The following is a 13,155-nucleotide window of genomic DNA, read 5'->3' as shown; positions in this document are numbered from 1 at the left end:
TGCTGGCCCTCCAAAATGACTCCCAGATCACGCCCAAGGAGATTTACCTTATGACGAACGAGAGCTTCGATTACGTGATAGTCGGCGGCGGAAGCGCCGGATCGGTCCTCGCAGACAGGCTGAGCGCCGACGGACAGCACACGGTGCTGGTCCTTGAAGCGGGCCGCAGCGACTACCCGTGGGACCTTTTCATCCAGATGCCGGCGGCCCTCACCTTCCCCAGCGGCAACAGGTTCTACGACTGGCAATACGAATCCGACCCCGAACCCCGCATGCACGGTCGGAAGATCGCCCACGCCCGCGGCAAAGTGCTCGGCGGCTCCAGCTCCATCAACGGGATGATCTTCCAGCGCGGTAACCCCCTGGACTACGAACGCTGGGGAGCGGACGCCGGCATGGAGACCTGGGACTTCGCGCACTGTCTGCCCTACTTCAAACGCATGGAAACCACGCTGGCCGCAGCTCCGGACGATGACTTGCGCGGCCATGACGGACCTCTGGTCCTGGAGCGCGGGCCCGCCCGCAATCCCCTGTTCCAGGCCTTCTTCCGCGCGGCCGAGGAAGCGGGTCACAAACGCACCGATGACGTCAACGGGTACAGGCAGGAAGGCTTCGGCCCGTTCGACCGTAACATCCACAAGGGCCAGCGGCTGTCGGCTTCCCGGGCTTACCTTCGCCCCAACAAGGGCCGTCGGAACCTGACAGTCCGCACCCGGGCGCTGGTGGCCAGGGTCAACTTCGACGGCACAACGGCCACGGGGGTCAGCTACCGCCGGAACGGGAGGCTACACACCGTCAGCGCCAAGGAGGTGGTGCTGTGCGGCGGGGCCATCAACACGCCCCAGTTGCTGCAACTGTCCGGCATTGGTGATTCGGCCCACCTCTCGTCGCTGGGCATCACGACTGTCGTGGCTCTGCCCGGTGTCGGCGAAAACCTGCAAGACCACCTGGAGGTCTATGTCCAGCACTCCTGCACGCAGCCCGTGTCCATGCAGCCTAGCCTCAGCCTCTGGCGCTACCCATTGATCGGACTCCAGTGGCTGCTGAGCCGCAAGGGCCCGGCTGCCACCAACCATTTCGAAGGAGGCGGATTCGTTCGCTCCAACGATGACGTCGCCTACCCCAACTTGATGTTTCACTTCCTGCCGGTGGCTGTGCGCTACGACGGCCAGAAGGCCGATGCCAAACACGGGTATCAGGTCCACGTCGGCCCCATGTACTCCGACACCAGGGGCAGTCTGAAGATCATCTCCACGAACCCGGCCACGCACCCGTCCCTGCAATTCAACTATCTGTCCACGGACCAGGACCGGCGCGAATGGGTCGAAGCCATCCGGGTTACCCGCGACATTCTCGGCCGGCCGGCCCTGGCTCCCTACAGCGGCGGCGAACTCTCACCCGGCCCGTCCGTGCAGACGGACGAGGAAATCCTGGACTGGGTGGCTCGGGACGCCGAAACGGCACTCCATCCCTCCTGTACCGCCAAGATGGGCCCGGCCTCTGACCCCCTGGCGGTGGTGGATCCGCTCACCATGAAGGTCCACGGGACCTCGGGGCTCCGCGTGGCTGACGCCTCCGCGATGCCCTATGTGACCAACGGCAACATCTACGCACCGGTCATGATGCTCGCCGAAAAGGCTGCGGACCTCATCCTGGACCGTACCCCACTGGCACCCCAGCACGCCGATTTCTACCGGCACGCACCTGCAGCTACTACCGAGGCCGCGCCCAGTGTGGGTCTCGCATGAACCGCGTTCAGGGTGTTCAGCTGACCGGCCTTGGAACCGTCACGGTCCCCGATGCCGCACCGGTGCCGGGGCTGTTTGCGAACGGCCGGTGGACTGAAACGGCCGCTGGGTACACCCGGGTCATCCGCTGCCCGGCGGACGGTGAACAGGTCGCCGAGGTTGCCGAATGCACGTCCGCCGACGCCCGGGAAGCCGTCGCCAGCGCCCGTCGAGCGTTCGACAGCGGAACGTGGCCGGGAACCAGCGAGAAGGCGCGTGGCCAGGTCCTGCTCCGCACCGCCGAATTGCTGGAGCGCGACAAGGCCCGGTATGCCCGGGCCGAGGCCCTCGACACGGGCAAGCGCTTCGTCGAAGCGGAATACGACATCGACGATATCGCCGCCTGCTTCAGGTACTACGGCGGCATCGCCGGGACGGACGCAGGCCGTGTGATCGACACCGGAAATCCCGGCAGCATCAGCCGCGTTGTCCACGCACCGGTCGGGGTTTGCGGACTCATCACGCCATGGAACTACCCCCTCCTGCAGGCCTCCTGGAAGGTGGCCCCGGCCCTGCTGGCCGGCAATACCTTCGTCCTGAAACCCAGCGAATTGACTCCCTCCACGGCCATCCTGCTGATGGAAACGCTCCTGGAAGCCGGGTTGCCGCCCGGCGTCGCAAACCTCGTCACCGGCACGGGCCCCGAGGTCGGCGCCGTCCTGAGCGAAAGCCCGGACGTTGACCTGGTCTCCTTCACCGGCGGCCTGGCCACCGGGATCAGCATCATGAAGGCCGCGGCCGACACCGTGAAGCGGGTCGCCCTGGAACTGGGCGGGAAGAATCCGAACATTGTCTTCGCTGACGCCGACCGCGAGTCTGCTTTGGATAATGCCCTCACTGCGGTGTTCCTGCATTCCGGGCAGGTGTGCTCGGCCGGCACGAGGCTCATTATTGAGGAATCGATCCACGACGAGTTTATGGCCGAACTGGTGCGGCGCGCCCAGTCCATCCGGCTTGGCGGTCCCTTCGACGAGCGCGCGGAAACCGGCCCGCTGATTTCGGCCGCGCACCGTGACAGGGTCCACGCCTATGTCCAGGCCGGCATCGCGGAAGGAGCCACGCTGCTGTGCGGCGGATATATCCCCGACACCGGCGCGCTGGCAATCGGCAGCTACTACCCTCCCACCGTCCTGGATGGCTGCCACACGTCCATGAACGCCGTCCAGGAAGAGTCGTTTGGACCGGTCCTGACCGTGGAGACCTTCAGCACTGAGCAGGAAGCCATCATGCTGGCGAACGACACCGCCTACGGGCTGGCTGGCGCCGTCTGGACGAATGACGGTTCCCGCGCCCAGCGCGTTGCCGGATCGCTCCGGCACGGAACGGTGTGGATCAACGACTACCACCCCTACCTTCCCCAAGCTGAGTGGGGCGGGTTCGGCAAGTCGGGAAACGGCCGCGAACTTGGGCTCCAGGGTCTCGCGGAGTACCGAGAAACCAAACACATCTGGCAAAACATCAACCCCCAGCCCAGCCACTGGTTCGAGTCTCCACCGGCAGGAGTACAGCAATGAACAGTCCCGACATCTCCGTGCGCAACCTTTGGAAGGTCTTCGGACCGGGGGGTGACCAGATTCCCGGAAACCCCGAACTCTCGGGCCTCAACTCAGCGGAACTGCTGGAACGTACCGGCTGCAACGCTGCCGTCCGTGACCTGAGTTTCGACGTCGCCAAAGGCGAGGTCTTCGTGGTCATGGGACTTTCCGGATCCGGCAAGTCCACCCTGATCCGATGCCTGACCCGGCTGATCGAACCCACCTCCGGGCAGGTCCTGGTGGACGGCAAGGATGTTCTCCAGGCAGGCATGGCCGAGCTTCGCGAACTGCGCCGGCGGAAGATGTCCATGGTGTTCCAGCATTTCGGCCTCCTCCCGCACCGCACCGTGCTTGACAACGTCTCTTACGGGCTGCAGATCCGTGGGGCGGCCAAAAAAGAACGCTTCACCCGGGCCCGGGAGATCATCGAACTCGTGGGCCTCAAGGGCTACGAACAGCACTACCCGGACCAGCTGTCCGGTGGGATGCAGCAGCGCGTGGGCCTGGGCCGGGCCCTTGCCGGGGATCCGGACACCATCCTCTTCGACGAGCCCTTCTCCGCCCTGGATCCGCTCATTCGCCGTGATATGCAGGCCGAAGTCATCCGGCTGCACAAGGAAATGGGCAAGACCATGGTTTTCGTGACCCACGACCTCTCCGAGGCGCTCAAGCTCGGCGACCGCATCCTGATCATGCGAAACGGAGAGACGGTCCAGTGCGGCACGGGAGATGAGCTGGTGGGGTCCCCGGCGGACAAATACATTGAGGACTTCGTGTCCGAAGTCCTCCGCGCGGATGTCCTGACCCTGAAGTGGATCACCCGGCCCGTTGAGGCCGCAACACCGGCTGACGCGCCCGTTCTCAGTTCACGGATGATCATTCGCGATGCCATCGCGGCGGTCATGCAGTCCCCCTGCCCCGTCCTGGTGGAGGATTCCGGCCGGATCACCGGGCAGATCGACCGTGACAGCATCCTGTCGGTACTACAGCGCACGGAAGCAGCGGCCTAGTGTCCGTCCTCGTCCGGGATCGGGCCACGGCGCAGCCCGCACCGTTCTCCTCCCCCTCCCGTACCCGCGAACCGCGCCGCAGGCCCAGCAGACGCACCATCCTGTTGGCCAGCGCAGTCGTCGTCTGGATCCTGGGATTCGTTTTCCTGCATGGAACCTCCACCCTGACGCTGCCGGCCTCTGAGCTGACGGACCTGCACCGCTCCCTCAACCAGTTCAACGTTTGGGTAGCGGCAAACCGCGCGGACAAACCCGTCTTCCTGTACGTCTTAACGCCCTTGCGTGCCGGCGTCGACGCCGTGGCCAACCTGTTCATCACCACCTTTGCGGCGAGTTCCACGGGCCTTCGTCTGCCGGAAATCGGCTGGCTCGGAACGGTGGGCTTGCTGGGGTGGATCGCGTTAACGATCGGAAATGCCCGGGTCGCACTGTTGACGGTGACCATCTTTATATTCTTTGGCTTCCAGGGCCTGTTCCTCGAGGCCACCTACACGTTCGCCTTGGTCGTCACCGCTGTGCTGCTGACCCTTCTGGTTGGAATCCCACTCGGTGTCCTGGCCGGCGTGTACGGCCGCGTCGCCAAGTTGATCACGCCGGTACTGGACTTCATGCAGACGCTGCCAACGTTCGTGTATCTGGCCCCCCTGGCTTTGATCTTCCTCATCGGCCCCGCATCGGCCGTTATCGCCACAGTGATCTACGCGGCTCCGCCCGTGATCCGCCTGACGGCGCACGGCATCCGCGGCATCCCCGAGAACACCCGCGAAGCATCCGATTCACTGGGCACAACTGGTGTGCAGCGGCTCCTTACCCTGCAGCTTCCCATGGCCCGCCGCACCATCGTCATGGGGATCAACCAGAGCACCATGGCTGCCCTGTCCATGGTCACCATCGCCGCCCTGATCGCAGCCCCCGGGCTCGGCCAGGTGGTGGTCCGGGCGCTGCAGTCGCTGGACGTCGGCACCGCCGTCAACGCTGGACTGTCCATAGTCCTGCTGGCGATCATGCTGGACCGGGTGACCACCGCCGCAAGCCGCCGCGCGGAACCAGGAGCAGCCCGCAACCGCAGGGTCTCCCGCAGGACCAGATACATCCTCCTGAGCATCACCCTGGTGCTGGCCCTGGTCATGGTGCAGTTCTCCCGGACCATGCTGTGGGCCGCCGCATTCCCGGCCAACCTTGACATCGGCCGGGTGATCGTCCAAGCCGTGAGCTCGGCCAGCGAATGGACGCAGGCCAACCTATCCCTCTTCACCGTCTCCTTCCGGGAAGCCGTCACCACCGGGATCCTCAACCCGTTCCAGTCGCTGCTCACCGAGACACCCTTCTACATCCTGGTGGCCGCTATTGCCCTAGCCGCCTACGCCCTGGGCGGCTGGAAGCTCTCGGCCCTGACCACTGCCTGCCTGGGCGTTATTATCTACCTCGGCCTCTGGAGCGACTCCATGGTCACCCTGGCCGCGACGCTGGTAGCAACCACGGTGGTCATGGTCCTGGGTATAGTCTTCGGCGTCGCCATGGGACGGTCCGCTCGGGTGGACCAGATTATGCGGCCCATGCTGGACGCGGGCCAGACCATGCCCGCCTTTGTCTACCTGGTCCCGTTCCTGGGCCTCTTCGGCGCCACCCGTTTTACAGCGATCATCGCCGGAATCATCTACGCCGCCCCCGTGGCCATCAAGATCACGGCCGACGGCATCGCGGCGATCTCCCCCACCGTTGTCGAAGCCGCCGTATCCAGCGGCTCCACCCCCTGGCAGGTCATCACCAAGGTCCAGCTTCCGATGGCCAGGCAGACCCTGGCCCTCGCCGCGAACCAGGGCCTGATCTATGTCCTGGCCATGGTGGTGGTGGGTGCGCTCGTGGGCGCAGGCGGCCTCGGGTACGACGTCGTTGCTGGCTTCGTGCAAAGCGCGCTCTTCGGCAAGGGCCTCGCTGCAGGCCTTGCCATCGTCTTCCTCGGCATCCTGCTGGACAGGATGACCCAGGCCGCCGCAGCCACACCGGCGCGAAAAATCCCTTCGCCCAAAACATCGACAACCTGACCGCATGATCGCCCTGCGCCCGGCGCGGTGGACCCCCGCATTCCCCCCAATAAGGAGATCAGATAATGAACAAAGCTAGATTGCTGTTGAATCGAACTGTCCCTGCAGTGGCTGGAGCTGCTGCCGCGATCCTGCTGTTCGCAGGCTGCGGCGGTGCCTCCGTCAATCAGTCGGCTGCCGACCCGGCTGCCGATGGCGCGGCGGCCTGCGGAACGGTCAACGTCGCAATGAACGCCTGGGTGGGGTACACGGCCAATGCCGCCGTGTACAGCTATGTGGCGAAGAACGAGTTGGGCTGCACCGTGGTGCAGAAGGACCTGAATGAGCAGATTTCGTGGCAGGGCTTTGCCTCCGGCGAGGTGGACATCGTTATCGAGAACTGGGGCCACGATGATCTCGCCAAGCAGTACATCACCGATCAGAAAGTGGCCGTCGACGCTGGCGCCACCGGAAACGTGGGCTACATCGGCTGGTACGTGGCGCCCTGGATGGCCGAGAAGTATCCGGACATCACGGAATGGGAGAACCTGAACAAGTATGCCTCGATGCTCGCCACGTCCGAATCCGGAGGCAAAGGGCAGCTACTCGACGGCGATCCCGCCTTCGTCACCAATGACGAGGCGCTGGTGAAGAACCTCAATCTGGACTACAAGGTGGTGTTCTCCGGTTCGGAGGCCGCCCTGATCCAGTCATTCCGTACAGCGGAGCAGAATAAGACGCCGATCCTGGGCTATTTCTACGAGCCGCAGTGGTTCCTGGCCCAGGTGCCGCTTAAAAAGGTCAACTTGCCGGCGTGGACCGAGGGCTGCGACGCGAACGCGGAAGAAGTAGCCTGTGACTACCCGGAATACAAGCTCAACAAGATTATTTCGAAGAAGTTTGCGGACAGTGGATCGCCCGCAGCCAAGCTTGCGAAATCATTCAACTGGACCAATGAGGACCAGAATGCGGTTGCTACGGATATCCAGGGCGGCATGATGCCCGAGGAGGCGGCCAAGAAATGGGTGGATGCTAACGAGGATGCTGTGAACGCTTGGCTCAACTAGTCCAGATCTTTCAGATTATGCGGCGGCGAGTCCTCCCGGGGCTGTCTCACTGATCTCAGCCGGGTCGGTAGACTCACCCACCCACCGGAAATCCGTGGGTGGGTGGGTGACTTGTTTTCAGCTCCTTGTTCGGGCAGCGCGAACGTGTCGCCACCATGCGGATCTGCTGGCCCTGTCTGCGACGAATCGTGGGCATCCGCTCTCAGAGATCGTCTTCGGGTCGGGCGGTGAGGATCCGATTGGCGCTGACCTGCAAAATGCCGAGCGACTCCTGGATCAGGGGCGATGTGATGCTGCCCGTGCGCACCGCAGCGACAATGCGGCGCGAGGGTTTGCCCTTGCCGGCAATGCGCAGTCGTACCACGTTTTCGGCACCGTGCAGCGGCGCCAGTCGCGGCAGCAGTCCCAAGCCCAGCCCAGCACCAACGAAGGCGATCTGGGTTTCCCATTCCACGGCCTCATGGGCAATGCGCGGTGTCACCCCGACTGCCGTGAACGCCGCCGTAAATAGGGCATGGTAAGTGGAGCCGGCCGCCTCGGTGATCCAGGGTTCCGTGGCCAGCTCCTCGAGCGTCACCGTTTGCCGTGATGCCAACGGATGGTCGGCGGGAATGATCACGTCCAGGGGATCGTCGAGCAGAACAGTCTGTTCGAAGCGCGCATCATCCTCAACCGGGGTGTCGGACTGCATGGCGACGATGACCGCGAGGTCGATTCGCTCGGCAACCAACAAGTCGAAGCAGCGAGCCGGGTTGGCCTCGAGTACCTGTACCTCCAGCAGGGGGCGTGTCGAGCGCAGCGTGGCGGCCAGCGGCGCGAGCAGCTGGGCAGCCGCCGTGGAGAATCCACCGAGCCCCAAACGGGACGGCACCTGGTCGCCGGCCTCCATGGCCGCGGCGCGCAGGCTCTCCCATTCCGCAATGAGCGCGTCCGAGCCCGCCACGAGATAGCGGCCCGCGGCGGTTAGCCGTACCCCTCGACCGTCCTTCGTCAGCAGCTGCATTCCGAGCACACGCTGGAACTCCCGCAATTGCGCGGAGACCGCGGAGGGAGAATAACCCGTGAGCGCCGCCGTAGCCCCAACGGTGCCGCACCGGCCAAGTACCCGAAGTGTTATAAGCCGTGGATCGATCATGCACTTATTCTGCACTGTTATTTGCTAAATCTTGCGCTTTTGTTGCAGATCTATGCTCCCTAATCTCAGGATTAGCCGTTTTCGACAACGCCGGTTGCCCCCCACTCCGGGTCTCACTCATCGCACACTCATCCAACCCTCTCGGGAGGAAACCCATGGCTGCTCCAGTACACATGCCCCTCAATTCACGTGGAAGACTCGCTTCATACTTGCCAGCCGAGCAGATGGCGGAAATTACCGAGTTGTTTGATTTTCGGCGGGTGGGATATTCCCTCGATGCCCCCTTCTACACCGATCCGACGATTTTCAACATTGACATGAAGGCCATTTTTGGCCAGCATTGGATCTTTGCCGCCAGCATCGCCGAGCTCCCGGAACCAGGAGACTACGTCACTGTCGATTACGGCCCGTATTCCCTGATCGTGCTGCGCGACGACGACGGCGGCGTGAACGTGCTGCACAACGTGTGCCGCCACCGGGGCGCCCGCGTCCTGACCGAAGCTTCGGGGACCACGGGCAACCTGGTCTGCGGCTATCACTCGTGGACCTACTCCCCCCGCGGCGATTTGGTCCATGCCTCGGCACCGGGGGAAACGCAGTTCGACAAGGGCTGTTTCGGTCTCAAGCGCGCCCACAGCCGCGTGTTCGCAGGACTCATCTTCGTCTGCATTGCGGATGAACCGCCAACGGACTTCGACGAAACCGGAAAGATCTTCGAACCCTACCTTGCGCCCCACGACCTATCGAAGACGAAAATCGCTTACCAGCAGAACATCGTCGAGGAGGGCAACTGGAAGCTCGTCATGGAGAACAACCGTGAGTGCTACCACTGCGACGGCCACCCGGAACTCGCCTGCTCCCTCTTTCCCACCTGGGGCCTGACGGAGGGCCTGATCCCGCTCCATCTTGAGGAGGTGTGGGGCCGAAACAAGGAAGCACAGTCCTCGCTCGAGGACCGTTGCCGCCGTTATGGCCTTCCCTATGAGGCCGTCGAGGAACTCGACACCCGCGTAGGGGGAATCCGCATCTCACGAGACGCTCTCGACGGCGACGGCGAATCGTTCTCGCCCGACGGGCGCAGACTCTCCAAGAAGCTGCTCGGTGACTTGCGCGACTTCCGCCTTGGCCGCTGCTCGATGCACCTGCAGCCCAACAGCTGGTTCCATTTCGTCGCGGACCACATCATCACGTTCGCCGTCTTCCCCGTCAATGAGCACCAGACGCTGGTACGCACCACCTGGCTGGTGGCTGACGACGCCGTGGAAGGCGTCGATTACGACCTGGAGAAGCTCACCCACACCTGGAAGCAGACCAATCTGCAGGACAAGGCGTTCGTGGAGTTGTGCCAGAAGGGCGCCAGCAGCCCCGCCTACGAGCCCGGCCCGTACATGAAGAGTGAATACCAGGTCGAGGCATTCATCAACTGGTATGTACAGCGCGTGCAGGAGCACTTGGCATGATTGAACTCGGCACCGTCACGGCCATCCAGGTGCCACAGCGCATTCGCGGCCTGGAGATGCCGTGGAACAGGGTGCTGGGCAGCACCGATGGACCCGCCGGCGCGGCCCGCGCATTGGGACCCTGGAATCCGCAGGAGCTTATGGCCGAATGTGTCGAGACCATTCCCGAGGCGGGCGGCATGATGACCTTCGTGTTCCGGCGCTCCGACGGGGCGCCCCTGGCGTTCCGTCCGGGCCAGTACGTGAATGTCGCCTTTCCCGTGAACGGCGAGGACCAGGACGCCGTGGACCGCAGCTACTCGCTGTCCAGTTCGCCCACCAAGCCGTGGACCTTTGAGATAACAGTCAAATGCGACCCCACGGGGCAGGTCTCGCCGTGGGTGCACGCGAACGTCAAACCCGGCACCGTCCTGGAGATGCTCGGGCCGGTCGGGGCCTTCCACCTGCCCGACGTCGATCGGCGGGCACGGTACCTCTTATTGGCGGCCGGCTCCGGCATCACCCCCATCATGTCGATGGTGCGGACCATCCACTCCCTGCCCGGACAGGCCGATGTCGTGCTGCTCTTCCACGGAGCGGATGCTGGAGGGTTTGCCTTCCACCAGGAATTGAACTACATCGCCTCCGTGGACTCACGCGTCAAGGTCTTCTACTCCCTGGGCAACCGCAGCGAACCCGAGGGGTGGCAAGGGCTCACCGGAAGGCTAACGGCGGCCATGCTCGACCAGGTAGCCCCCGATGCCAACGGCCGCCAGGTTTATGCCTGCGGCCCCGAGGGTTACCTGAACGCAGCCACCAAGCTCCTTGAGAAAGTCGGCGTCGACGACACCTCCATCCACGTGGAATTCTTCTCGGGAGACCGCCAGACCATTCTTGAATACCAGGCGGAGGTCGCGCTTGCAGTGGATATTGCGGAGGAAATCGCCGAGGAAATCGCCGATTCCGCCGAGGACTACTACGAAAGCCAGCCCGCAGCATTCGGGCTCTACGAGCCCGGCTACGATGCCGAGGGAACCCTGGAGGCCACGGGACTGCCGCTGGAAACCGTCGACCCGGACTCGTCCTGTCCCGAAGCCCCCGACGCCAGTTCGGATGTGGGGCCGGAGGCTGGGTCCACCGATGTCTCGAGCTTCGACACGGTCGGCACGGGAAGTCTCACCCTTTCCTTCCTGCGCACCGGCATCAACGTGCGCATCGACCCCGCCGAACATATCCTCGGGGTGGCCCAGCGTGCGGGCGTCAGGATCGGCGCGAACTGCAGGGAAGGCATGTGCGGCTCCTGCAAAGTCGTCAAGCTTTCCGGGGAAGTCGACATGAACCACCAGGGCGGGATCCGGGCTCGGGAAATCGATGCAGGCAAGTTCCTGCCCTGCTGCTCGACCGCGCTCACTGATTTAGTGATCGATGCCTAGCCGCCTCCGGCTTCTCCCCGCCGGGAGCGTATCAATAGACCCGATTTGCTTCACGAAAGTGACAACAACGTCCTCACAGGCAGTCTGATGCGACCCGCATCACCGTGAGGGTTCGATCGCCAACCCATAGGAGCCATTTAATGTCAGGTAACAAAGCCGTTGCATACAAGGCGCCGGGGATCGTGGAAATCATCGATACCCCGTATCCCACCTTTGAACTGCAAGCCGGCCCAGGCGTCAATCCCCTCAATGTCGGCCGGAAGATTCCGCACGGGGTCATCCTGCGCACCGTGAGCACCAACATCTGCGGCTCGGACCAGCACATGGTTCGTGGCCGCACGACCGCCCCGGCCGGTCTCGTCCTGGGGCACGAGATCACCGGGGAAGTCATCGAGACCGGGCCCGGCGTCGAGTTCATCAAGGTCGGGGACATCGTCTCGGTCCCCTTCAACATCTCCTGCGGACGTTGCCGGAATTGCAAGGAAGGCAAGACCGGAATCTGCCTGAACGTGAACCCAGACCGTCCCGGTTCCGCCTACGGCTATGTCGACATGGGCGGATGGGTCGGCGGGCAGGCGGAGTTCGTCCTGGTCCCCTACGCGGACTGGAACCTGCTGCGGTTCCCCGATCGGGACCAGGCCCTGGAAAAGATCATGGACCTGACCATGCTCTCGGACATCCTCCCGACCGGTTTCCACGGGGCCGTTACTGCAGGTGTCGGCGTCGGGTCCACCGTCTATGTTGCCGGGGCCGGTCCCGTGGGGCTGGCCGCGGCAGCCAGCGCCCAACTGCTGGGGGCTGCGGTGGTCATCGTGGGGGATCTGAATGAGGATCGCCTGGCCCAGGCCCGATCCTTTGGCTGCGAAACCGTTAATGTGGCCAACGGGGACCCGGCTGACCAGATCGAGCAGCTTCTCGGGGTCCGGGAGGTCGATGCCGGTATCGACGCGGTCGGTTTCGAGGCCCGCGGACACGGACATGGTGCCGGGGCCCAGGAAGCGCCGGCCACCGTACTCAATTCACTGATGGATCTCACCGCCGCCGGCGGGTCCCTGGGCATTCCCGGCCTGTATGTCACCGGGGATCCGGGCGCCGCGGACGAGGCTGCCCAGAAGGGCAGCCTGTCACTGTCCCTGGGCACCGGCTGGGCGAAGTCCCTCTCCTTTGCTACCGGCCAGTGTCCGGTCATGAAGTACAACCGGCAGCTGATGATGGCGATCCTGCATGACAGGATCCAGATCGCCAAGGCGGTCAACGCCACAGCCATTTCACTCCAGGATGCCCCGCGGGGGTACGCGGAATTCGATGCGGGCGCCGCCACGAAGTATGTCCTGGACCCGAACGGCTACCTCAGCAAATAGTCCGACAGGCAGGTTAGAGCAGCCGGTGCACCACCCATATCGTGTGGGCGGTGCACCGCCCAATCCGTCTTCGAGGCGCTTGAACGTGTTGCGGATCAGGTGAATGTTATGCCGATGTCGGCACGGTGGCTTGATGACGTGTGTCTGAATGGCACCGGCTATGTCGCGGCCGAACTGGGCCAGCAACGCAATAGTGTCGTCGCTGGAAACTCTGATCTCGGCAGCGAGGTCGTCCAGGGCGGTGCCTTCCGGCAAAAGTTCTGCGAAGAAGTTGCGTCTTCGCCCCTCCCGGCTGCGGTTGCTGACAAGGTCGAACGGCACCGAGGCGGAGAGGATCGTGCTGCCGAGCCCCAAACACACAGCT

10 protein-coding genes are annotated in these 13,155 nt (G+C 63.8%); 8 read left to right on the top strand and 2 right to left on the bottom strand.

Annotated features, from left to right (window positions below):
• Positions 1–50: 50 nt before the first annotated feature.
• The 5 genes from betA to E3O45_RS13785 all read left to right on the top strand — a co-directional run bounded on the left by betA (position 51) and on the right by E3O45_RS13785 (position 7,423).
• Positions 51–1,748, top strand: coding sequence for a choline dehydrogenase (gene betA, locus E3O45_RS13805; protein ID WP_134443898.1), 1,698 nt, complete (start codon positions 51–53; stop codon positions 1,746–1,748).
• Positions 1,749–1,810: 62 nt separating this feature from the next.
• Complete coding sequence (locus E3O45_RS13800; RefSeq protein WP_134443968.1) at positions 1,811–3,301, top strand: aldehyde dehydrogenase family protein; 1,491 nt, start codon at positions 1,811–1,813, stop codon at positions 3,299–3,301.
• The gene (locus tag E3O45_RS13795; RefSeq protein WP_092448690.1) at positions 3,298–4,332 is read left to right on the top strand and encodes a glycine betaine/L-proline ABC transporter ATP-binding protein; all 1,035 of its coding nucleotides are present in this window, start codon (positions 3,298–3,300) and stop codon (positions 4,330–4,332) included. The genes E3O45_RS13800 and E3O45_RS13795 overlap by 4 nt, the downstream gene beginning before the upstream one ends.
• Positions 4,333–4,436: 104 nt before the next feature.
• Positions 4,437–6,377, top strand: a complete 1,941-nt coding sequence (locus E3O45_RS13790; RefSeq protein ID WP_198418268.1) for a proline/glycine betaine ABC transporter permease — start codon at positions 4,437–4,439, stop codon at positions 6,375–6,377.
• Between the two features lie 65 nt (positions 6,378–6,442).
• On the top strand, positions 6,443–7,423 hold the full coding sequence (locus E3O45_RS13785) for an ABC transporter substrate-binding protein (RefSeq protein WP_134443896.1): 981 nt from the start codon (positions 6,443–6,445) through the stop codon (positions 7,421–7,423).
• A 202-nt stretch (positions 7,424–7,625) separates the two neighbouring features.
• Here the strand turns inward: E3O45_RS13785 and E3O45_RS13780 are convergent, their stop codons facing one another.
• The gene (locus E3O45_RS13780) at positions 7,626–8,558 is read right to left on the bottom strand and encodes a LysR family transcriptional regulator (protein WP_134443895.1); all 933 of its coding nucleotides are present in this window, start codon (positions 8,556–8,558) and stop codon (positions 7,626–7,628) included.
• Positions 8,559–8,713: 155 nt separating this feature from the next.
• Between E3O45_RS13780 and E3O45_RS13775 the strand changes: the two genes are divergently transcribed.
• The 3 genes from E3O45_RS13775 (at position 8,714) to fdhA (ending at position 12,791) form a co-directional block, all read left to right on the top strand.
• A complete protein-coding gene (locus E3O45_RS13775) occupies positions 8,714–10,018 on the top strand; it encodes an SRPBCC family protein (RefSeq protein WP_134443894.1) in 1,305 nt (434 codons plus the stop codon).
• Complete coding sequence (locus E3O45_RS13770; protein ID WP_134443893.1) at positions 10,015–11,430, top strand: ferredoxin reductase; 1,416 nt, start codon at positions 10,015–10,017, stop codon at positions 11,428–11,430. The genes E3O45_RS13775 and E3O45_RS13770 overlap by 4 nt, the downstream gene beginning before the upstream one ends.
• Before the next feature lie 140 nt (positions 11,431–11,570).
• Positions 11,571–12,791, top strand: a complete 1,221-nt coding sequence (fdhA, locus tag E3O45_RS13765) for a formaldehyde dehydrogenase, glutathione-independent (protein ID WP_134443892.1) — start codon at positions 11,571–11,573, stop codon at positions 12,789–12,791.
• On the opposite strand, the gene E3O45_RS18125 is transcribed toward fdhA, so the two are convergent.
• A complete protein-coding gene (locus tag E3O45_RS18125) occupies positions 12,699–13,151 on the bottom strand; it encodes a HipA N-terminal domain-containing protein (RefSeq protein WP_255452986.1) in 453 nt (150 codons plus the stop codon). The genes fdhA and E3O45_RS18125 overlap by 93 nt on opposite strands.
• Between the last annotated feature and the right edge of the window lie 4 nt (positions 13,152–13,155).

Source organism: Cryobacterium sp. TMS1-20-1, from assembly GCF_004402355.1.
Lineage (GTDB): Bacteria > Actinomycetota > Actinomycetes > Actinomycetales > Microbacteriaceae > Cryobacterium > Cryobacterium levicorallinum.
Note: the sequence above shows the minus strand (reverse complement) of the source record. Positions and strands in the feature narration are given on the sequence as shown.

Coding starts and splice junctions, on each gene's coding strand:
- betA (WP_134443898.1), top strand. CDS start 51: ATGACGAACGAGAGCTTCGATTACGTGATAGTCGGCGGCGGAAGCGCC.
- E3O45_RS13795 (WP_092448690.1), top strand. CDS start 3,298: ATGAACAGTCCCGACATCTCCGTGCGCAACCTTTGGAAGGTCTTCGGA.
- E3O45_RS13770 (WP_134443893.1), top strand. CDS start 10,015: ATGATTGAACTCGGCACCGTCACGGCCATCCAGGTGCCACAGCGCATT.
- E3O45_RS13780 (WP_134443895.1), bottom strand. CDS start 8,558: ATGATCGATCCACGGCTTATAACACTTCGGGTACTTGGCCGGTGCGGC.
- E3O45_RS13785 (WP_134443896.1), top strand. CDS start 6,443: ATGAACAAAGCTAGATTGCTGTTGAATCGAACTGTCCCTGCAGTGGCT.
- E3O45_RS13775 (WP_134443894.1), top strand. CDS start 8,714: ATGGCTGCTCCAGTACACATGCCCCTCAATTCACGTGGAAGACTCGCT.
- fdhA (WP_134443892.1), top strand. CDS start 11,571: ATGTCAGGTAACAAAGCCGTTGCATACAAGGCGCCGGGGATCGTGGAA.